20 protein-coding genes, 1 tRNA gene and 1 pseudogene are annotated in these 20656 nt (G+C 49.0%); 8 read left to right on the top strand and 14 right to left on the bottom strand.

Translation table 11 applies throughout. The features are described 5' to 3' along the window. Positions 1-12: 12 nt before the first annotated feature. The 3 genes from truC to syd all read right to left on the bottom strand — a co-directional run bounded on the left by truC (position 13) and on the right by syd (position 2292). Positions 13-795, bottom strand: coding sequence for a tRNA pseudouridine(65) synthase TruC (gene truC / locus WES_RS04830; RefSeq protein ID WP_016159628.1), 783 nt, complete (start codon positions 793-795; stop codon positions 13-15). Next, positions 795-1124 (bottom strand): YqcC family protein, encoded by a 330-nt coding sequence (locus WES_RS04825; protein WP_000207006.1) that lies wholly within the window; start codon positions 1122-1124, stop codon positions 795-797. Before WES_RS04825 ends, truC begins: the two co-directional genes overlap by 1 nt. Positions 1125-1746: 622 nt before the next feature. After that, positions 1747-2292, bottom strand: coding sequence for a SecY-interacting protein (gene syd, locus WES_RS04820; protein WP_000342444.1), 546 nt, complete (start codon positions 2290-2292; stop codon positions 1747-1749). 67 nt (positions 2293-2359) lie between these two features. Here syd and queF point away from each other — a divergent pair, with 67 nt between their 5' ends. The 5 genes from queF to xni all read left to right on the top strand — a co-directional run bounded on the left by queF (position 2360) and on the right by xni (position 8822). Next, entirely contained in the window at positions 2360-3208 is an 849-nt protein-coding gene (queF, locus tag WES_RS04815; protein ID WP_016159629.1) for an NADPH-dependent 7-cyano-7-deazaguanine reductase QueF, read from the top strand. Between the two features lie 111 nt (positions 3209-3319). Next, positions 3320-4684, top strand: coding sequence for a nucleotide 5'-monophosphate nucleosidase PpnN (gene ppnN / locus WES_RS04810; RefSeq protein WP_000627995.1), 1365 nt, complete (start codon positions 3320-3322; stop codon positions 4682-4684). A gap of 556 nt (positions 4685-5240) precedes the next feature. Next, positions 5241-6530, top strand: coding sequence for an HAAAP family serine/threonine permease SdaC (gene sdaC, locus WES_RS04805; RefSeq protein WP_000450473.1), 1290 nt, complete (start codon positions 5241-5243; stop codon positions 6528-6530). 57 nt (positions 6531-6587) lie between these two features. After that, on the top strand, positions 6588-7955 hold the full coding sequence (gene sdaB / locus WES_RS04800; protein ID WP_000626394.1) for an L-serine ammonia-lyase II: 1368 nt from the start codon (positions 6588-6590) through the stop codon (positions 7953-7955). 111 nt (positions 7956-8066) lie between these two features. Then, positions 8067-8822, top strand: a complete 756-nt coding sequence (gene xni, locus WES_RS04795) for a flap endonuclease Xni (protein WP_024191161.1) — start codon at positions 8067-8069, stop codon at positions 8820-8822. A 104-nt stretch (positions 8823-8926) separates the two neighbouring features. Here xni and WES_RS24580 read toward each other — a convergent pair. The 5 genes and pseudogenes from WES_RS24580 to WES_RS04775 all read right to left on the bottom strand — a co-directional run. Next, a pseudogene (locus tag WES_RS24580) lies at positions 8927-9001 on the bottom strand (hypothetical protein); the annotation flags it as partial. Between the two features lie 37 nt (positions 9002-9038). Beyond that, a complete protein-coding gene (rlmM, locus tag WES_RS04790) occupies positions 9039-10139 on the bottom strand; it encodes a 23S rRNA (cytidine(2498)-2'-O)-methyltransferase RlmM (protein WP_016159631.1) in 1101 nt (366 codons plus the stop codon). Then, the gene (locus WES_RS04785) at positions 10132-10527 is read right to left on the bottom strand and encodes a DUF423 domain-containing protein (protein WP_000203904.1); all 396 of its coding nucleotides are present in this window, start codon (positions 10525-10527) and stop codon (positions 10132-10134) included. The genes rlmM and WES_RS04785 overlap by 8 nt, the downstream gene beginning before the upstream one ends. Positions 10528-10545: 18 nt before the next feature. After that, complete coding sequence (gene gcvA, locus WES_RS04780) at positions 10546-11463, bottom strand: glycine cleavage system transcriptional regulator GcvA (RefSeq protein ID WP_000044401.1); 918 nt, start codon at positions 11461-11463, stop codon at positions 10546-10548. 350 nt (positions 11464-11813) lie between these two features. Further along, on the bottom strand, positions 11814-12041 hold the full coding sequence (locus WES_RS04775; RefSeq protein WP_000750399.1) for a YgdI/YgdR family lipoprotein: 228 nt from the start codon (positions 12039-12041) through the stop codon (positions 11814-11816). Positions 12042-12232: 191 nt separating this feature from the next. On the opposite strand from WES_RS04775, the gene csdA reads away from it, so the two are divergent. Together csdA and csdE are read left to right on the top strand one after the other, a co-directional pair. Next, positions 12233-13438, top strand: coding sequence for a cysteine desulfurase CsdA (gene csdA, locus WES_RS04770; protein ID WP_016159632.1), 1206 nt, complete (start codon positions 12233-12235; stop codon positions 13436-13438). Continuing rightward, positions 13438-13881 carry a cysteine desulfurase sulfur acceptor subunit CsdE gene (csdE, locus tag WES_RS04765; RefSeq protein ID WP_016159633.1) on the top strand — a complete coding sequence of 148 codons (444 nt, stop codon included), beginning with the start codon at positions 13438-13440 and terminating at the stop codon, positions 13879-13881. Before csdA ends, csdE begins: the two co-directional genes overlap by 1 nt. Before the next feature lie 50 nt (positions 13882-13931). Here the strand turns inward: csdE and tcdA are convergent, their stop codons facing one another. Both tcdA and mltA read right to left on the bottom strand, forming a co-directional pair. Next, complete coding sequence (gene tcdA, locus WES_RS04760) at positions 13932-14738, bottom strand: tRNA cyclic N6-threonylcarbamoyladenosine(37) synthase TcdA (protein WP_000117716.1); 807 nt, start codon at positions 14736-14738, stop codon at positions 13932-13934. Positions 14739-14814: 76 nt separating this feature from the next. After that, positions 14815-15912 (bottom strand): murein transglycosylase A, encoded by a 1098-nt coding sequence (mltA, locus tag WES_RS04755; protein ID WP_000678631.1) that lies wholly within the window; start codon positions 15910-15912, stop codon positions 14815-14817. A 209-nt stretch (positions 15913-16121) separates the two neighbouring features. Between mltA and WES_RS04750 the strand changes: the two genes are divergently transcribed. Continuing rightward, positions 16122-16198 (top strand) — tRNA-Met (locus WES_RS04750). Between the two features lie 78 nt (positions 16199-16276). Here the strand turns inward: WES_RS04750 and WES_RS04745 are convergent. From WES_RS04745 to WES_RS04730, 4 genes are all read right to left on the bottom strand, one after another. Further along, on the bottom strand, positions 16277-17224 hold the full coding sequence (locus tag WES_RS04745) for a phosphoglycerate dehydrogenase (protein WP_016159634.1): 948 nt from the start codon (positions 17222-17224) through the stop codon (positions 16277-16279). Between the two features lie 71 nt (positions 17225-17295). Next, entirely contained in the window at positions 17296-17892 is a 597-nt protein-coding gene (locus WES_RS04740; RefSeq protein WP_016159635.1) for a KpsF/GutQ family sugar-phosphate isomerase, read from the bottom strand. After that, positions 17879-19069, bottom strand: coding sequence for a MalY/PatB family protein (locus tag WES_RS04735; protein WP_016159636.1), 1191 nt, complete (start codon positions 19067-19069; stop codon positions 17879-17881). Before WES_RS04735 ends, WES_RS04740 begins: the two co-directional genes overlap by 14 nt. Beyond that, a complete protein-coding gene (locus WES_RS04730) occupies positions 19069-20649 on the bottom strand; it encodes a PTS transporter subunit EIIC (RefSeq protein WP_000810564.1) in 1581 nt (526 codons plus the stop codon). Before WES_RS04730 ends, WES_RS04735 begins: the two co-directional genes overlap by 1 nt. Positions 20650-20656 lie beyond the last annotated feature (7 nt).

Below are 20656 nucleotides of genomic sequence, written 5' to 3' on the forward strand. Positions count from 1 at the left end.
TTTCTCCCTGGATTAGGAACTTATCTCACCATCCTGACCTGATGGCGCACTGAACTCAACCCTTTCATTTTCAGGAAGCAGACCACGCCAGCCAAATTGTGATAACGCCTGCATCCAGGTGTCGTCCAGCCCCGCGTGAATAGTCAGCGGTTCGCCAGTGAACGGATGCGTCAATGACAACTGACTGGCATGTAGCATTAACCGTTGGAGGCCAAAATGTTCAGCACCGCTGCGATTCTGGCGTAAATCGCCATGTTTGCTGTCGCCAATAATTGGATGACGCAAATGGGCAAGATGGCGGCGGAGCTGGTGTTTGCGTCCGGTTTTCGGCTCCAGTTCCACCAGGCCGTAGCGCGTGGTCGGGTAACGTCCGGTTGCGACTGGCATTTCCACCGTCGCCAGACCGCGATAATGCGTTACCGCTGGCTGCGGGCCTTTATCTTCTCGGGCAAATTTATCGGCGATTTTGTCCAGTTCTTCCACCAGTGGATAATCCAGCTCCGCTTCTTCCATTAGCCAGCCACGAACTATCGCATGGTAACGTTTCTGGATTTGATGCTGTTCAAACTGTTGTGCCAGCAGCCGTCCTGCTTCGCTGGACAGTCCCATCAGCAATACGCCGGAAGTTGGTCTGTCCAGGCGATGCGCGGTAAATACGTGCTGACCAATCTGGTCACGCACGGTTTGCATGACCACCACTTTCTCGTCGCGATCCAGCCAGCTACGGTGGACCAGCCAGCCGGACGGTTTATTTACCGCAACCAGCCATTCATCCTGGTAGAGTATTTCCAGCATCAGTTTGCATCATCCGCAAAAAGAGCATCCAGCTTTTCCAGTTCCGCCAGAATAAGCGTGCGTTGCGGGTGGTCAGTCGCCAGCGCCATTTCATAGTACGGCGCCACGGCAAATGCCCCCGGTAATGGCTGGTTGTTATCTAATAAATCGTGCATCCGTGGGATAAGTACCCACTGCAACCACTCCAGTGGCTCCATGGTGTCCATAAAGAACGGTTGGGTACTGTTGAATTGATGCGGCTGGGGCTCATCGTTTCGCCAGTGCTGATGTTCACGCAGTAACGCTTCAAGCACCTGCAACTGGAGACGAACGCGGTCATGAGTGGTCATAAAGCAACCTCAATAAGAAAAAACTGCCGCGAAGGATAGCAGGAATAAAAAAAGGGAGCACTGTATTCACAGTGCTCCCGGTTCGTTTCGCAGCAATCCAGCTACTTTTGTTGCTCCCTGCTCATCCTTGACAACTTTTCCTCTGGTCTTGCGACCAATCGTTCATCCTGAACTATCGCTTCCTGCTCACACCACCCCGATGTGATACTTCATCCTGAAGTGTCCCTGGCCTTCCTGACCCACCGAATCATCCTGACCGGTTCTCATTCTCCATCCTGGAGGTGTCCTTTAACGCGTCCTGCGTTATCCTCTTCGCTTCATCCAGAAGCCTTTCCCTGAAACACCGTCCTGGCGTGTCCTTCAGAAGTGTCATCATCCTAATGTTCACTTCATTGTCTGACTCCCTGTCGACGAAGATAGAATCGTCTTTTTCGCTGAGTCTTACAAGGAGCTTACAGACAATGCCTTAAGGATAATTTCATATGAAAGTTAAGAATTAACAAGTAATAGATTGATTTTAAATGGAAATATCGATTCTTATCTTTTTAAGTATTCGCTTATTTCCTGGCGATCTCCTACAGGGTCTGTAAGAGATCTCTCACAACCAGACGGGGTATTTGGATTACAGAAGGGGCTTAAGTTGGTTAAGGAATTCCGCAAGATTTGAGGCTAAATGCGTCCGTTTACGCGTTCCCAGCGTCTCTTTGCACACTTCACCAGAGAGATTACACACCGAGATAACCTCTAACTCTTCTTCCAGCGTCGCGATAAATAGCGTGGGCGGCAGTTTTAGCCGTTTCTGAGTCACCAGATGACCAATCAGATTTTCCTGCACCCGACGGAAGTCGTCTTCGCTCCAGGTTTGCAGTAATGTCAGTGAGATATCACCAAACCGGGCATACATGTCCCCGGCAAACTGAGTCGTATAAAAGGTATGAATCGTGGGTTGTATCACAATATCAAAAGCCCGTTCAACCGCGTTTACATTTTGTTCACCGGTAAACGGCTGGGGTTGCCAGTATACGGCGTCATCGGTGGTTGAAATAATGCATGGTGAAGGCACACCATACAGCTCCTCACTTAACGGCCAGCTTTTATGCTGCTCATGCCACGCATCGCAGTAGCGCGCAGTAAAATCTCTTAAGGCTTGTGCGGTCAAATCGTCCACTAATTTCTCTCTTCACTTAAACCAGATACACTTGTTGTTTAGTTTATCTGGTTTATGACGGTGAAACATGTCTTCTTATGCAAACCATCAGGCACTTGCGGGCCTGACTCTCGGGAAATCAACCGATTACCGGGATACCTATGACGCCAGTCTGCTGCAAGGCGTTCCGCGTAGTTTGAATCGCGATCCATTGGGTCTGAAAGCGGATAAGCTGCCTTTTCACGGTGCTGATATCTGGACGCTGTATGAACTCTCCTGGCTGAATGCAAAAGGTTTGCCGCAGGTCGCTGTCGGTCATGTTGAACTTGATTACACCAGCGTAAATCTGATTGAGTCGAAGAGTTTTAAGCTCTATCTCAACAGCTTTAACCAGACGCGTTTTAATCACTGGGACGAGGTGCGTCAGACGCTGGAACGAGACTTAAGCACCTGCGCCCAGGGTAAAGTTAGCGTGGCGTTATATCGTCTTGATGAACTGGAAGGCCAGCCGATGGGTCATTTCAATGGCACCTGCATTGATGACCAGGATATCGCTATCGATAACTATGAATTTACCACTGACTATCTTGAGAATGCCGCCAGCGGTGAAAAAGTGGTGGAAGAGACGCTGGTTAGCCACCTGCTGAAGTCAAACTGCCTGATCACCCATCAGCCAGATTGGGGTTCGATCCAAATTCAGTACCGTGGACGCAAAATTGATCGGGAAAAACTGCTGCGTTATCTGGTTTCTTTCCGTCATCACAACGAGTTCCATGAGCAATGCGTAGAGCGTATTTTCAATGACCTGCTGCGCTTCTGCCTGCCAGAGAAATTAAGCGTCTATGCGCGTTATACCCGTCGTGGCGGCCTGGACATTAACCCGTGGCGTAGCAATAGCGACTTTGTCCCATCGACGACCCGACTGGTACGACAATAAATTTTTTCTCATTTTTGCGTACTGGATTCACGCATAGAGTTGTGAAAGGCCATCAGGCAGGGCTATTGTAATCAAAGGGAATGACGATATTCGTCCCATAAGGAGTTTTTCTTGATTACACATATTAGCCCGCTTGGCTCCATGGATATGTTGTCGCAGCTGGAAGTGGATATGCTTAAACGCACCGCCAGCAGCGACCTCTATCAACTGTTTCGCAACTGTTCACTTGCTGTTCTGAACTCCGGTAGTTTGACCGATAACAGCAAAGAATTGCTGTCTCGTTTTGAAAATTTTGACATTAACGTGCTGCGCCGTGAACGTGGCGTTAAGTTAGAACTGATCAACCCCCCGGAAGAAGCTTTTGTCGATGGGCGCATTATTCGCGCCTTGCAGGCCAACTTGTTCGCTGTTCTGCGCGACATTCTCTTCGTCTATGGGCAAATCCATAACACCGTTCGTTTTCCAAACCTGAATCTCGACAATTCCGTCCACATTACTAATCTGGTCTTTTCTATATTGCGTAATGCTCGCGCACTGCATGTCGGCGAAGCGCCAAATATGGTTGTGTGCTGGGGCGGTCACTCAATCAACGAAAACGAGTATTTGTATGCCCGTCGCGTCGGAAATCAGCTGGGTCTGCGTGAGTTAAATATCTGCACCGGTTGCGGCCCGGGTGCGATGGAAGCACCGATGAAAGGCGCGGCAGTGGGTCACGCTCAGCAGCGTTACAAAGACAGCCGTTTTATTGGTATGACAGAGCCGTCAATTATCGCCGCTGAACCGCCTAACCCGCTGGTCAACGAATTGATAATCATGCCGGATATCGAAAAACGTCTGGAAGCGTTTGTGCGTATCGCTCACGGCATCATTATCTTCCCAGGCGGTGTGGGTACGGCAGAAGAGTTGCTCTATTTGCTGGGAATTTTGATGAATCCGGCAAATAAAGATCAGGTTTTACCGCTGATCCTCACCGGTCCGAAAGAGAGCGCCGATTACTTCCGCGTACTGGACGAGTTTGTCGTGCATACGCTGGGAGAAAACGCCCGCCGCCATTACCGCATCATTATTGATGACGCTGCTGAAGTCGCTCGTCAGATGAAAAAATCGATGCCGCTGGTGAAAGAAAATCGCCGCGACACCGGTGACGCTTACAGCTTTAACTGGTCAATGCGCATTGCGCCAGATCTGCAAATGCCGTTTGAGCCGTCTCACGAGAACATGGCTAATCTGAAACTGTACCCGGATCAGCCTGTAGAAGTTTTGGCCGCTGACCTGCGTCGTGCGTTCTCCGGTATTGTGGCGGGCAACGTGAAAGAGGTCGGTATTCGTGCCATTGAAGAGTTTGGTCCTTACAAAATCAACGGCGATAAAGAGATAATGCGTCGTATGGACGACCTGCTCCAGGGTTTTGTCGCCCAGCACCGTATGAAGTTGCCTGGCTCCGCCTACATCCCTTGCTACGAAATCTGCACATAATCGCCCTTCCCCCGGTAACGTTTGTTGCCGGGTTTTCTCTTTTTTGGTCACTCACTCACCAATCCATTTCATTTGTTATCTGAATGTTTCAACGCATCAGAGGGCAATTAATATCACCAATATTAATATGTCATACAATTTATATTGCAACGCAAACGTTTACCTGCTTTCATAAACCGCATTTTATTACTGTGAAAAAGAAATTCTTATCATGATTAACTAAAAGTATTGATTTTTTCAGTTCAACCTACATATATTGCGCGCCCCGGAAGAAACCAGATATCGTTTAGTGGGAAAATATTGCCCTTAAATTCTCTTTTACTTTTGATTTACAGAGTAAAGAGTTGGGATTATCTATCTTCTAAGTAGATTATTGTATTTGAGATCAAGATCACTGATAGATGCATAACTTGTGTGTATCTTTCCGCCCTCAAATTATTACGGCGGAAAATGATTAAGCCATCGCCGATAGACAGATTTCATTTTTACGGCCAGGCACCTTCCCGGGCTGAACTGGCTAAAAGCTGAATTATTTGCATTCCTCCAGGAGAAATAGATGGAAACGACTCAAACCAGCACGATTGCGTCGAAAGACTCTCGCAGTGCCTGGCGCAAGACAGACACCATGTGGATGCTGGGCCTGTACGGCACGGCAATCGGCGCGGGTGTACTGTTCCTGCCAATCAACGCCGGTGTTGGCGGTATGATCCCGCTGATCATCATGGCCATCCTTGCGTTCCCGATGACGTTTTTTGCTCACCGTGGTCTGACTCGCTTCGTACTGTCTGGTAAAAACCCAGGCGAAGATATCACCGAGGTAGTAGAAGAACACTTTGGTATTGGCGCAGGTAAACTGATTACTCTGCTGTACTTCTTCGCTATCTACCCGATCCTGCTGGTTTATAGCGTGGCAATCACCAACACGGTTGAAAGCTTCATGTCTCACCAGCTGGGTATGACGCCGCCGCCGCGTGCGATTCTGTCGCTGATCCTGATCGTAGGTATGATGACCATCGTTCGCTTCGGTGAGCAGATGATCGTTAAGGCGATGAGTATTCTGGTATTCCCGTTTGTTGGCGTACTGATGCTGCTGGCTCTGTACCTGATCCCGCAGTGGAATGGCGCAGCTCTGGAAACGCTGTCGCTGGATACTGCATCAGCAACCGGAAACGGTCTGTGGATGACCCTGTGGCTGGCAATCCCGGTAATGGTGTTCTCGTTCAACCACTCTCCGATCATCTCTTCTTTCGCCGTTGCGAAGCGTGAAGAGTACGGCGATATGGCAGAACAGAAATGCTCGAAGATCCTGGCATTCGCTCACATCATGATGGTGCTGACCGTAATGTTCTTCGTCTTCAGCTGCGTACTGAGCCTGACTCCGGCAGACCTGGCTGCAGCAAAAGAGCAGAACATCTCGATTCTGTCTTACCTGGCTAACCACTTTAACGCGCCGATCATCGCGTGGATGGCTCCGATTATCGCGATTATCGCTATCACCAAATCCTTCCTCGGTCACTACCTGGGTGCGCGTGAAGGCTTCAACGGTATGGTGATTAAATCTCTGCGTGGTAAAGGTAAGTCTATCGAAATCAACAAGCTGAACCGTATCACTGCGCTGTTCATGCTGGTAACGACCTGGATTGTTGCTACGCTGAACCCGAGCATCCTGGGGATGATTGAAACCCTGGGCGGCCCAATCATCGCGATGATCCTGTTCCTGATGCCGATGTACGCAATCCAGAAAGTACCGGCAATGCGTAAGTACAGCGGTCACATCAGCAACGTATTCGTTGTCGTGATGGGTCTGATTGCTATCTCCGCAATTTTCTACTCTCTGTTCAGCTAAATCCTTTCGCGCCGCTTTCGGGCGGCGCTTCCTCCGTTTTAACCCGATGAATTTCCTATGATTAGCGTATTCGATATTTTCAAAATCGGCATTGGCCCTTCCAGTTCCCATACCGTTGGACCAATGAAAGCGGGTAAACAATTTACCGACGATCTGATTGCCCGTAACTTGCTAAAAGACGTGACCCGTGTGGTGGTTGATGTCTACGGCTCGCTCTCTCTGACCGGTAAAGGCCACCACACGGATATCGCCATTATTATGGGCCTGGCGGGTAACCTGCCCGATACCGTGGATATCGATTCCATCCCTGGTTTTATTCAGGATGTGAATACTCACGGTCGCCTGATGCTGGCAAACGGTCAGCACGAAGTCGAGTTCCCGGTTGATGAATGCATGAACTTCCATGCCGACAACCTTTCTCTGCATGAAAACGGTATGCGCATCACCGCGCTGGCGGGCGATAAAGTCGTTTACAGCCAGACTTACTACTCCATCGGCGGTGGCTTTATCGTTGATGAAGAACATTTTGGTCAGCAGGATAGCGCACCGGTTGAAGTTCCTTATCCGTACAGCTCAGCAGCCGATCTGCAAAAGCATTGTCAGGAAACCGGGCTGTCACTCTCTGGCCTGATGATGAAAAACGAACTGGCGCTGCACAGCAAAGAAGAGCTGGAACAGCACCTGGCGAACGTCTGGGACGTGATGCGCGGCGGTATTGAGCGCGGTATTTCCACCGAAGGCGTGCTGCCAGGCAAACTGCGCGTTCCACGCCGTGCGGCGGCGCTGCGCCGGATGCTGGTCAGCCAGGACAAAAACACCACTGACCCGATGGCGGTTGTTGACTGGATCAACATGTTCGCGCTGGCAGTGAACGAAGAGAACGCTGCTGGTGGTCGCGTGGTGACTGCACCGACTAACGGCGCGTGCGGGATTATCCCGGCAGTGCTGGCGTACTACGACAAGTTTATCCGTGAAGTGAACGCTAACTCACTGGCTCGTTACCTGCTGGTAGCAAGCGCCATTGGTTCTCTTTATAAGATGAACGCCTCGATTTCTGGTGCCGAAGTCGGCTGCCAGGGCGAAGTTGGCGTTGCGTGCTCTATGGCAGCGGCGGGTCTGGCAGAACTGTTAGGCGCAAGCCCGGCACAGGTATGTATCGCGGCAGAAATCGCAATGGAACATAACCTCGGCCTGACGTGTGACCCAGTAGCCGGACAAGTACAGGTGCCGTGCATCGAGCGTAACGCCATTGCGGCAGTGAAAGCGGTGAACGCCGCGCGTATGGCGCTGCGCCGTACCAGCGAGCCGCGCGTCTGCCTCGACAAAGTTATCGAAACCATGTACGAAACAGGTAAAGATATGAACGCCAAATACCGCGAAACCTCTCGTGGTGGCCTGGCGATGAAGATTGTTGCCTGCGATTAATCGCTCTCCAGAGGCCTCGTTTTGCGAGGCCTCTTCCTGTTTTCTCATCCAGCCGTAGCCTCTTCCGATATCGAATGTTACCCTTATCGCCTGATCTTTAAGGGGGTTATCGTGGCTGTTCATTTGCTTATTGTCGATGCACTGAATCTTATTCGTCGCATTCATGCTGTTCAGGGGTCGCCCTGTGTCGAAACCTGCCAGCACGCGCTCGATCAGCTCATTATGCACAGCCAGCCAACCCATGCCGTCGCCGTTTTTGATGATGAAAACCGCAGTAGCGGCTGGCGTCATCAACGCTTACCTGATTACAAAGCCGGTCGTCCGCCAATGCCCGAAGAGTTGCACAACGAAATGCCTGCGTTACGCGCCGCCTTTGAACAACGTGGCGTCCCGTGCTGGTCAGCCAGCGGCAACGAAGCCGATGACTTAGCCGCCACGCTGGCGGTCAAAGTGACTCAAGCCGGGCATCAGGCAACTATTGTTTCGACAGATAAAGGCTACTGTCAGTTACTTTCACCTACATTACGTATTCGTGATTACTTCCAGAAACGTTGGCTGGATGCGCCGTTTATCGATAAAGAATTTGGCGTTCAACCGCAGCAGTTACCCGATTATTGGGGGCTGGCGGGGATCAGCAGTTCAAAGGTGCCGGGTGTTGCGGGGATCGGGCCAAAAAGCGCCACGCAGTTACTCGTCGAGTTTCAGAGTCTGGAAGGGATATATGAAAATATTGACGCGGTTGCCGAAAAGTGGCGCAAGAAACTGGAAACCCATAAAGAGATGGCGTTTCTGTGCCGCGATATTGCCCGCTTACAAACCGATTTACATATCGACGGCAATTTACAGCAATTGCGGTTGGTACGGTAACAGCGTGCCGAATACTACCGATTAACAACTCATTGAATTAAATGCACCTGTAGGCCGGATAAGACGCGGCTAGCGTCGCATCCGGCATCAACACATCTGCGTAATTACCACGCTGTATGGTAAAGCTCTACAATATCCTCAAGCGTTGCTTCACGCGGGTTGCCACTGGTACAAACATCGGATGCCAGACCGGAGTCAATGCCCCTGCCAACTCACTTACCGTTCGTCGCGACGACCACCCACCGCAGCCCAGATACGACGGACATGCACCGTCACTTCTTCACGATCGTGATACAACTGACGCGCCTGAATCTGAGCATTTATGCCATGTTCATCAAGCTGTGCCTGAATGTACGCCAGATTGTGTGACACTTCTTCGTAGCGTTTTTTCATCGGTAGCTTAAGGTTGAAGATAGTTTCACGACACCAGCCATTAACCAACCACTGTGCCATCAGTGCTGCGACTTTCGCCGGTTTCTCCACCATGTCACACACCATCCATGAGATGTTGCTACGTGTTGGACGGAATTTGAAACCATCTTCCCGCAGCCACGTCACCTGCCCGGTATCCATCAGACTTTGCGCCATCGGGCCGTTATCGACGGAGTATACCCACATGTTGCGCTTCACCAGTTGGTAGGTCCAGCCGCCTGGACAAGCGCCCAAATCTACCGCCCACATTCCATTTGCCAGGCGTTCATCCCACTCATCCGCAGGAATAAACACATGAAATGCCTCTTCCAGTTTGAGCGTGGAACGGCTTGGCGCATCTGCCGGAAACTTCAGGCGTGGAATCCCCATATAGAACGGCGAATTATTATTGCTGTAGGAGTAGCCGGTATAGCAGCAACCTGGTGCAATAAAGAATACATGCACAACCGGACGCTTCGGCGTTTCATAGTTCACCAGCACGCCCGCCTCGCGCAAGGCAGCCCGTAGCGGCACGGTGAATTTACGGCAGAATTTCAGCAGCTCTTTGCTTTCGTTGGTATCGGCAACTTCAACGCGCAACTCTCCGCCCTTCTCTACCACGCCCTGCAACATACCAACAATGGGCGTAATACGATCTTCTGGCGGCAAATGCTGGAGGAGTTCCCCCACCACAAACCACTGGCGGGCAAAAATTAATGAACTGAACGGCAGTTCGCGGATTAACTTATCGCCATCATCCGGTTGATAACATTCATAAATGACATAACCCGCATTGTCTTTAACGCGGGCAAAACCGAAGATTTCCCGCTGACCGGCTTTATCGGTAATTTCTGCAGCACACTCTTTTTCAAAGCCAGGACGGCACAACAATACAACCTTATTCATGATTTACGCCCTTGCGCTTCAAACGGATAGCACCGACTAACATTAACGCCCAGCCTGCAAGGAAGCTCACGCCGCCGACCGGAGTGACAAACGCCCATAAACGCAGATGAGACAGCGCCAGGCAATAAAGGCTACCGCTGAACAGCACCGTACCTAACGCGAGGAAAACGCTACTCCAGTAAAACCAGATACTGATGCGACGCTGCATTGCCACTGCCAGACCTAAAATCGCCAGCGTATGGAACGCCTGGTATTCGAGGCCGGTCTGGATCCAGCCCATCTCAACGGCTCCCATGGTTTTACTTAACACATGCGCGCCAAAAGCGCCCAGAGCCACAAAAATGAAGCCGCTAATGGCGGCGAAAATCAGCATAAAACGGCTGGTCATGGTCGTACCCTACGTAAATTATTGTTCATAACGAAAGCGGAATTTTTCTTGTTCAGCAGCGGCTTTCGCCAGGATCCATTGGCGAAAGGCGGCTATTTTACCCAGTTCTGCCTGGCTGTCATGACATACCAGATAAAAAGCATTTTTACTGACCAGAACATCATTAAACGGGCAGACAAGGCGTCCGGCCTCGATTTCAGATTGCGCCATCACATTATTTGCCAATGCGACTCCCTGCCCGTGGATAGCCGCTTGCAGCACCATGGCGCTGTGACTGAAGATTGGCCCTTGTTGAACGTTGATATGGTTTAACCCCAACTGGCGGGTATATGTCTGCCAGTCACGCCGGGACGCATCGTGTAATAACGTATGTTTAGCCAGATCTTCTGGCGTCTTCAAGGGTTTTTCGCCGGTTAGCAGTAGCGGAGAACACACCGGCAACAGATATTCGGCATAAAGTTTTTCCACCCGCAGTCCCGGCCAGTTGCCACGACCATAAAATATCGCTACATCAACATCATCCGCCAGTTTATCTTCCTGGCGATCGACCGCCTGGATTCGAACGTCGATTCCCGGATAAGCTGAATTAAAGCTGGAAAGTCGCGGCACCAGCCAGTGGATGGCAAAACTGGGGAGTAAACTGACCGTCAACGCCCCCTTGGCGCTACGAGCCTGGAGTTTACGCGTCGCTTCGGTTAATTGCGAAAATATCTCTTTGATATCGAGGAAATAGCTTTGCCCTTCCTCGGTCAGCAGGAGTGAACGATTACGGCGACGGAACAGTTTCAGCCCCAAAAAATCCTCAAGTGACTTGATTTGATGACTTACTGCGGCCTGGGTCACAAAAAGCTCTTCTGCTGCGCGCGTGAAGCTTAAATGGCGTGCGGCGGCATCAAAAACTCGTAAGGCATTTAGCGGTGGTAATCGTTTTGACATGGCTTTTAAACTTTGATGTTAAATGAATTTAACAATTAGATCACACTATGTAACCTATTAGTTTTTTTTATCTGAGCCATTATAAATTGTCCGTTGAGCTTCTACCAGCAAATACCTATAGTGGCGGCACTTCCTGAGCCGGAACGAAAAGTTTTATCGGAATGCGTGTTCTGGTGAACTTTTGGCTTACGGTTGTGATGTTGTGTTGTTGTGTTTGCAATTGGTCTGCGATTCAGACCATGGTAGCTAAGCTACCTTTTTTCACTTCCTGTACATTTACCCTGTCTGTCCATAGTGATTAATGTAGCACCGCCTAATTGCGGTGCTTTTTTTTACCTTGCGATCGCAAGTTACTGATCCAGTTCGACCATCTCTTTCACGTCGGTACGGTTGATCTGCTGTTTGTTGCCATTAGCGTCTTTATACGAAATCATACCGGTTTCATTATCAGTCTGTGGTTTACCGTCAGAGACGATAGTACGTCCGTCATTGGTGTGCATCACATAGTTCGAACCGGAACAGGCGCTCAGGGCAAAAGTCAGCATACAGGCAGAAATAATTGCGGCAGTCTTTTTCATCATCTTCTCCTTAAAGCGATTAATAAATCTTAATAGTATTGATTAACAGGCTAAAATTAACGCCTAACACTATTCAGCATATGTTACTGACGCGGCTTCGCCAGGATATCCAGATAATTCCGATGGTTAGCACTCTCCTTGTATCAAAGTGAATTTTGCGTCACGATCGGTGAATCAAGCCGAGGAGTACCATGAACGTTTTTAATCCCGCGCAGTTCCGCGCGCAGTTTCCCGCATTACAGGATGCGGGCGTCTATCTCGACAGTGCCGCAACCGCGCTCAAACCCGAAGCCGTGGTTGAGGCTACCCGACAGTTCTATAGCCTTAGCGCCGGAAACGTCCATCGCAGCCAGTTTGCCGAAGCCCAACGTCTGACCGCGCGTTATGAGGCTGCGCGGGAGAAAGTAGCGCAATTACTCAATGCACCAGATGACAAAACTATTGTCTGGACGCGCGGCACCACCGAATCCATCAACATGGTGGCGCAATGCTATGCGCGTCCGCGTCTGCAACCGGGCGATGAAATTATTGTCAGCGTGGCAGAGCACCACGCCAACCTCGTCCCCTGGCTGATGGTCGCCCAACAAACCGGAGCCAAAGTGGTGAAGTTGCCGCTTAATGCGCAGCGTCTGCCAGATATTGATTTGTTACCGGAGCTGATTACTCCCCGTAGCCGGATTCTGGCGTTGGGCCAGATGTCGAACGTCACTGGCGGTTGCCCGGATCTGGCGCGAGCGATTACCTTTGCCCATTCAGCCGGGATGGTGGTGATGGTTGATGGTGCTCAGGGCGCGGTGCATTTCCCTGCAGATGTTCAGCAACTGGATATCGATTTCTACGCTTTTTCAGGTCATAAACTTTACGGCCCGACGGGTATCGGCGTGCTGTATGGCAAACCAGAGCTGCTGGAAGCAATGTCGCCCTGGCTCGGCGGCGGCAAAATGATTCACGAAGTCAGTTTTGACGGCTTCACCACACAATCTGCCCCGTGGAAACTGGAAGCCGGAACGCCCAACGTCGCAGGCGTCATAGGGTTAAGTGCGGCGCTGGAATGGCTGGCAGATTATGATATCAACCAGGCAGAAAGCTGGAGTCGTAGCCTGGCGACGCTTGCAGAAGATGCGCTGGCAAAACGTCCAGGCTTTCGTTCATTCCGCTGCCAGGATTCCAGCCTGCTGGCCTTTGATTTCGCGGGTGTTCATCACAGCGATATGGTAACGCTGCTGGCAGAGTACGGAATTGCCCTGCGCGCCGGGCAGCATTGCGCTCAGCCGCTACTGGCAGAATTAGGCGTAACCGGCACACTGCGCGCCTCTTTTGCGCCATATAATACAAAGAGTGATGTAGATGCGCTGGTGAACGCCGTTGACCGCGCGCTGGAATTATTGGTGGATTAATGACAAACCCGCAATTCGCCGGACATCCGTTCGGCACAACCGTTACCGCAGAGACGTTACGCGATACTTTCGCACCGTTGACGCAGTGGGAAGATAAATATCGCCAGTTGATCATGCTGGGGAAACAGCTTCCTGCTTTACCTGATGAATTAAAAGCACAGGCCAAAGAGATTGCCGGATGCGAAAACCGCGTCTGGCTGGGGTATACCGTGGCTGAAAACGGCAAGATGCATTTCTTTGGCGACAGCGAAGGACGCATTGTGCGCGGTCTGCTGGCGGTGTTGTTGACCGCCGTGGAGGGCAAAACCGCCGCCGAGTTACAAACGCTGTCGCCGCTGGCATTGTTTGATGAGCTGGGATTGCGTGCGCAGCTTAGCGCCTCACGCAGTCAGGGGCTGAATGCATTAAGCGAGGCGATTATCGCAGCGGCGAAACAGGTTTAAGCACAGATCCAGGTCGGATAAGACGCTCGTGTCGCATCCGACATAATTGTTTATCCCTGGCGCGCCGCTTTCGCCATCATCTTCTTCAGCGCATGAGAAACCGCAACAAAACCAAAGGTGGCGGTCACCATCGTTGCCGCACCAAATCCTGATGCGCAATCCATTCGCTTTGGCCCTTCCGCCGTGGCTTTCATCGCACAGACCGTACCGTCTGACTGCGGGTATACCAGTGCTTCGGTAGAGAACACACAATCCACACCGAGCTTACCTTTACTGTTTTTCACCACACCGAAATCGCTTTTCAGGCGCTCACGCAGCTTCGCCGCCAGCGGATCCTGAATGGTCTTCGCCAGATCGGTAACCTGAATCTGCGTCGGATCAATCTGCCCGCCTGCACCACCAGTCGTTACCAGTGGGATTTTATTGCGACGGCAATATGCGATTAGTGCCGCTTTGGGTCGCACACTGTCAATGGCATCAATAACGTATGAATAACCGGCATTCATATATTGCGCTACGTTATCCGGCGTCACGAAATCGTCCACCACTGTCACCCGACACTCCGGGTTAATCTGGCGAATACGCTCCGCCATCACTTCCGCTTTTGCCAGCCCGACGTTATCACGCAGCGCGTGAATTTGCCGATTGGTATTGGTGACACACACGTCATCCATATCAATAAGCGTTATTGCACCAATCCCTGTGCGCGCCAGAGCTTCCGCCGCCCAGGAACCGACACCACCGATGCCGACCACACAGATATGTGCATCGGCAAATAGTTGCAAGGCTTTCTCACCATACAGACGCGCAGTGCCGCCAAAACGCTGACGCCAGGCATCACTAATTACCACAGACATAGCACCTCAGAATTAAAAAGGGTGAGGTTATCCCTCACCCTGTCTTATCCGTAAAAACGGTGTACAGAATAACACATCAGCCGCTAAAGACGTTACCTGCGCCCGGTGCCGTTTTCAGCACCCAGACACGCCCATAGTGGTTGTACCAACCTGCGCGGTGTCCGGCTTCCGGTCCGATCCCTTGATAGATATCGAAATGTTGGCCTTTGATTGCGCCGCCGACATCCAGCGCCACCATCAGACGCAGTTCATACTGACCGTTAAATTTACCGTTATTATCCAGCAGCGGTACTTCTGCCAGCAAGGTAGTACCTGGCGGGATGAGCGAACGATCGGAGGCAACAGAAGCACGACCAACCAGCGGCACAGCACTTGCACCTTTCACCGGCGCAAAAGATTGCGGCTTAAAGAAGACGAAAGACGGGTTCTGTTCCAGCAGTTCGCGAACTTCGGCTTCACTGTGCGTTTCCCCCCAGTGACGAATCGCCTGCATCGACATATCTTCTTTTTTCACTTCGCCACGATCGATCAGCACCTTACCAATACTGCGATAGGCATGACCGTTCTTTCCGGCATAGCTGAAGAAGTTAAGCGGACTGCCGTCGCCAAAGTCGATATACCCGCTACCCTGTACATCCATAATGAAGTTATCCATCAGGGAGTTGCTGTAAGCGAGGATATATTTATCGCTCAGTGCCCCCGCATAGATCTCCGCACGAGACGGCAGACGACCGCGTTTTGGTGGCATACGGTAAATAGGATACTGGAACTCGCCCTGGCGGGTATGGCGCGCCTGAATTACCGGCGTGTAATAGCCCGTAAACTGCACGTTGCCATAGTTGTCCGCGCCTTCCATCTGCCAGGCATCAATACCGAACTGGCGCATATTGCGGGTATCACCGCCTGCACGCAGCCACTCTTGCACCGCGTTATAAACATTACTCTGGTTACCATAAAGACGCGGTGACGAATTACGAATATGGTTAATTTGCTCGGCAAAATCACCGGCGTTAATTGGCGCGCCAACGGCATCTGGCTGATTCACCAGAGAGAAAGGCTGGGTAAATTTCCCGTCTTTATATTGCTGTCCGCGATCGGTTGGTTTGGAGGAGCAGGCGGCAAGCATCGCCACAACAGCGCCCATAAGAAGGTACTTTACCCAACGTCCTTTCATTGTTCTCTTCTTCAGGTTAAAAAAATAAGGCACAACGAAGATAACAAACCGTCGCGTTTAATGAAATGAGCAGACTCTCCCTGACGCAAATTTTGCACAAAAAATAGGCTATAGTGTTTTGTTTTTGTTCAAAATCATGCCAAATCCGTGATCCGGGTAAAAAAAAGGTTGCATGAAAACGCGAGCGGAGTATAGTGCGCATCCACGGACGCGGGGTGGAGCAGCCTGGTAGCTCGTCGGGCTCATAACCCGAAGGTCGTCGGTTCAAATCCGGCCCCCGCAACCAATACTTAGAATACTGATAAACCGCAACGTGTTTCACGGATTGCGGTTTTTTTGTATCTAAAATCTTCGTTCGCTAAACTCACTGCACGTTTTTTATCTCCCTCCCCGCAAAGAAATCAATTATCGACTGGGCAACGTGTATCCCGGTTTGCTGGTATGACTCAACGGTGGCGGCTGCAATATGCGGCGTTGTAATGATATTTTTGGTATGCAGCAATGGGCTAAATTGCGCCAGCGGTTCAGAGCTAAAAACATCCAGCGCCGCAAAAACATTTCGTTCTTCAATCACCTGAAGTAAAGCCCCCTCATCCAGCAACTTTCCTCTTGCGGCATTGATGATCAGAGCGCCATTGCGCATCATCGACAAATATTTATGGCTGATGAAGTTCTCCAGGTCAGGAGAAAAAGGCAAAAGAACAATGATGACATGCGACAGCATGAAGATATCTTCAATTGATACGAACTGAACTCCGGTTTTACCTGCAACCTGATAATCGGGTTGTTTGTCAAAAGCTAAAAGCTCAACATCAAAACCAGACAACCTTTTCGCCAGGGTTTTACCTATATTGCCGTAGCCAAGCAGGCCAATCCGTTTACCTTGTAACTCGCAGCCATGCGACTCTCCCCAGTAACCATTTTGCATCGCATGATAGCTGCCTGGGATATTTCTCATGCTCGCGAAGATAAGACCAATGATAAATTCCGCAACCGCATTTGAATTAATCCCAACCGTATTATTGACCACAATCCCTGATTGTCGTGCCGCGTGAAGATCAACATTATCAATCCCTGTCCCAAATCTCGATATTATTTTCACACCAGGCAGTAGTGATAGCGTGTCCGCCTGATAACAATCTTTTCCGGCAATGGCCGCACAAATAGATTCTCGTAATGCAGTGGATTCTGATTTAAGCAGATGCTCCACATTATTCTTAATAATAAGGTTAAAATTATTCTCTCTTAGCAACTTGCTGGCGGAAACACAGCGCGCTGAAAAGCTGGGAACGGTGACCAGAACGTTTTTCATAGCTGACACTCACTTCAATGAACGCCACCCCAAAAGATGGCGTGACCGGTTACTGTTTTTATATTCTGAAACTATGAGTTTGCTTTAATACCGAGCGCACCTCCTGGATGATATAAGCCGAAATCAGCACGAGTAAATTTTTTCAATTCGGAGAGAGCAAGCGCCACCGCATCACCCACAACCAGAACGACTGTAGATGAACATGACGGCGCTAAACCTAAATTATCCGCCTCGCTTTTGACGGGAATTTCAACGGATAAATCACAACTTATCGCAAGCGATGAACGATGACTGCGAGTAAAGGAGACCAAATAATTACCCATTTTTTTTAGGCTGGGCAACGTTGCCAGAATTTCTGCCGTCTCACCGCTGTTTGAAATAAGAATAACAATATCGTTTTTCGCCACCATACCAAGATCGCCGTGTACCGCTTCCGTACCGTGAACAAAAAACGAGGGAGTTCCGGTGCTGGCAAATGTTGCTGCGAGTTTTCTGGCAATAATGCCGGACTTCCCTACGCCAATAAAAACAACTTTACCCTGACAAGATTGTAATATTTTAATTAAAGCAGCAACTTCCGAAAGGGGAGAATCGATAATCTCTTCAACTACTTTATGTTCGTTGCGCATAAAATGTTTAATAAGATAGATAAGATCAGTGTTGTTCATGTTCTTTTTCCTGATTAATATTTCTGATTACACCTGCAATGCGCGTAAGCCCCATATATAACTTTTCTCGACTGCAAGCCAAATTCAAACGAAGATAGCCCTCCCCTTCGGTTCCATAGACATGCCCCGCCATAATACCTACTTTACCTTCATAAATTAATCGGCTGTAAAATTTATCAAAGGGATAACCAATGGCAGAGCAATTAATCCACGAAAAATAGCAACCATCAGCCGGCTTCACGATTAACCCCGGAATATTTTCGTTTATATACCACTGGGTAAATTGAATATTTGAAGCAAGATGCTCCTTTAATGACGTTAACCATTCCTCACATTCGTTATAGGCAACAATAGTCGCAATTACATTCAGTACTGATGGGGAGTTTACAAAATCGCGATACCTCGATATCGTTCTGAATTGGTGATTGAAATTTTCATCAGGTGAAATCATATACGAACCCGTTAGCGCAGGAACGTTAAATGTTTTCGATATTGAATTAAACGCCACCACCTTTTCATTTATTATTTTAAGCGCAGACGTGAAGCAACGATTAAATACAAAATCACTATGGATTTCATCTGAACACAACCAAACATCGTGTCTTGCACAGCTTGCAGCGATTTTATGCAGACAATCTTCAGGCCAGACGGTTCCTGTCGGGTTATGAGGATTGCATAATAACACCATCTTCGCTTTTTTAATTTTTAGATCAAAATCTTGCCAGTCGATAACGTAATCTCCCTCGTTATCTTTACTCAAAGAAGTTTCCAGCGTATTTCGCCCACTATTTTTAATAACATCAAAAAATGCGTTATAGACAGGTGTAAAAATGAGAATGTTATCGCCACTCGATGTCAGTAACTCTATTGCTTTAGCAATGGAATACATCACACTTGGGCTATAGGTTATCCATTCTGGTTTAATATCTGTTTTATACTGTTTATAATACCAATTAACTATCGCATTCAGATATTCATCATGTTGCCAACGGCTGTACCCTAAAATCGGGTGTTCCAGGCGTTTTTTTAATGCTCTGGTGATAGCTTCTGGTATCGGAAGATCCATATCTGAAATAGAGAATGGCAATACATCTTTTACACCAAATCTGTCCTCACAAAAGTCCCACTGGGTACAATATGTTCCTTTACGGGAAATTGTGGTATTAAAAATATCCATTAGCGTATCCCCATGTAATTATCCATATCCCGACGCAGGGCGATGACTTTAGTGCCGATAATGACTTGTAGGGTATTTTGATCAAGTTTAACAACCGCAATCCCTCCGGCTCTTTTTATCGCAACCTCATCAATTAATCCCATATCTGCGATAGTTAAACGTAAACGAGTTACACAATTATCCAGAGATTTAATATTCTCTCTACCGCCAAGTGCCTGAACCATCTGCGCCGCTGCCTGCAACTCTGATTTATCATGAGTTGGGATATCCGCTATAGCAGTATCTTCGTGGGCGTTTATCGCGATGGGGCTGGACTCTTCACGTCCTACGGTCATCAGGTTAAATTTAAGAATGGTCCAACGGAACACAAAGTAATAAATAAAGAAATAGGCCACTTCTACACAAACCGCTATCGGCCAGCCCGTTCTTGTGCCACGTAAGACACCAAAGCTAATAAACTGAATCAGATCGCCAGTAAACCCCATCTTCACGCCCATATATGGCAGAACCATGTTAGCGAATCCATTCATAAAAGCATGGAAGACAAACAGCAACGGACTGACAAACAAGAAGAGAAATTCAATCGGTTCGCTAACGCCACCAATAATGACCGTCAGCACACCGGAAATAAGCAATGCTTTGATAGCCTTTCTGTTCTGAGCATGAGCGGTGCGATACATCGCCAGTGCGGCACCAGCCAGACCATACTGGATCATCAGTTTGCCCTGTTCCATTTTCCCCGCCAAATCCAGCGGAATAACAGTATTCTCTTTGACGTACGCCATAAACATATTCAGAGTGCCGTAATATTCTTCACCACCAATTACTGCCGAACCGCCGATTGGGGTAAATCGGAAAACTGATGTCACCAGATGGTTTAGGCCAAAAGGTATCGTCACGCGTTCAGCAACTGCATAGAAGAAATAACCGACAGGACCGGAAGTTGAAATCCAGTGACCAATGAGCATGAAAAGATTGAAAAATGGCGGCCAGATAAAAGGAATAATCAGGCCAAACCCACTCATCACAATTAGTGTAATGATAGGCACCAGGCGCGGACCACTATAAAAACCTAATGACTCAGGAATGCGTAAGTTAACGATCTTTTTATACATGCTGGCGACTAATAAACCTGAAACAATCCCTCCCAGCACACTGGTATTATAGGACTGGATCCCCAAAATGATAGTTTGTCCATGTGTCGACATTTGGTCAGCTGCGACCAATAAATCGTGTTGTTTAAGGTAAAAATTTGTTCCCAAATGCATCGCCATAAAACCAATTAAGCCAGAAAATGCACCATAGGCTTTATCATCTTTCTCTTTTAATAATCCTAAGGGAATCGCTATCGCAAATAGTACAGGTAAATTAACAAAAGCAAACAAACCAAGGCTAACAATGAAATCAAGTATGGTTTTAATTATTGGAATAGCCAGAAATGGAATTAACTTTGCCATATCATCACTGGCTAAACCACTTCCTAGTCCTAGCATCATGCCACATACACTTAGCAGAGCGATGGGATACATAAATGCTTTTCCCAGGCTCTGAAAAAAACTCCAGGCTTTCTTTTGTTTCATGCTGGTT

The sequence above is a fragment of the Escherichia sp. KTE31 genome (genome assembly GCF_000407925.1).
Taxonomy (GTDB): domain Bacteria; phylum Pseudomonadota; class Gammaproteobacteria; order Enterobacterales; family Enterobacteriaceae; genus Escherichia; species Escherichia ruysiae.

Bases quoted from the DNA above. Each gene is read 5' to 3' on its own strand.
- truC (WP_016159628.1), bottom strand. From the start codon at position 795: ATGCTGGAAATACTCTACCAGGATGAATGGCTGGTTGCGGTAAATAAA.
- WES_RS04825 (WP_000207006.1), bottom strand. From the start codon at position 1,124: ATGACCACTCATGACCGCGTTCGTCTCCAGTTGCAGGTGCTTGAAGCG.
- queF (WP_016159629.1), top strand. From the start codon at position 2,360: ATGTCTTCTTATGCAAACCATCAGGCACTTGCGGGCCTGACTCTCGGG.
- sdaC (WP_000450473.1), top strand. From the start codon at position 5,241: ATGGAAACGACTCAAACCAGCACGATTGCGTCGAAAGACTCTCGCAGT.
- sdaB (WP_000626394.1), top strand. From the start codon at position 6,588: ATGATTAGCGTATTCGATATTTTCAAAATCGGCATTGGCCCTTCCAGT.
- rlmM (WP_016159631.1), bottom strand. From the start codon at position 10,139: ATGAATAAGGTTGTATTGTTGTGCCGTCCTGGCTTTGAAAAAGAGTGT.
- WES_RS04785 (WP_000203904.1), bottom strand. From the start codon at position 10,527: ATGACCAGCCGTTTTATGCTGATTTTCGCCGCCATTAGCGGCTTCATT.
- gcvA (WP_000044401.1), bottom strand. From the start codon at position 11,463: ATGTCAAAACGATTACCACCGCTAAATGCCTTACGAGTTTTTGATGCC.
- WES_RS04775 (WP_000750399.1), bottom strand. From the start codon at position 12,041: ATGAAAAAGACTGCCGCAATTATTTCTGCCTGTATGCTGACTTTTGCC.
- csdA (WP_016159632.1), top strand. From the start codon at position 12,233: ATGAACGTTTTTAATCCCGCGCAGTTCCGCGCGCAGTTTCCCGCATTA.
- csdE (WP_016159633.1), top strand. From the start codon at position 13,438: ATGACAAACCCGCAATTCGCCGGACATCCGTTCGGCACAACCGTTACC.
- tcdA (WP_000117716.1), bottom strand. From the start codon at position 14,738: ATGTCTGTGGTAATTAGTGATGCCTGGCGTCAGCGTTTTGGCGGCACT.
- mltA (WP_000678631.1), bottom strand. From the start codon at position 15,912: ATGAAAGGACGTTGGGTAAAGTACCTTCTTATGGGCGCTGTTGTGGCG.
- WES_RS04745 (WP_016159634.1), bottom strand. From the start codon at position 17,224: ATGAAAAACGTTCTGGTCACCGTTCCCAGCTTTTCAGCGCGCTGTGTT.
- WES_RS04740 (WP_016159635.1), bottom strand. From the start codon at position 17,892: ATGAACAACACTGATCTTATCTATCTTATTAAACATTTTATGCGCAAC.
- WES_RS04735 (WP_016159636.1), bottom strand. From the start codon at position 19,069: ATGGATATTTTTAATACCACAATTTCCCGTAAAGGAACATATTGTACC.
- WES_RS04730 (WP_000810564.1), bottom strand. From the start codon at position 20,649: ATGAAACAAAAGAAAGCCTGGAGTTTTTTTCAGAGCCTGGGAAAAGCA.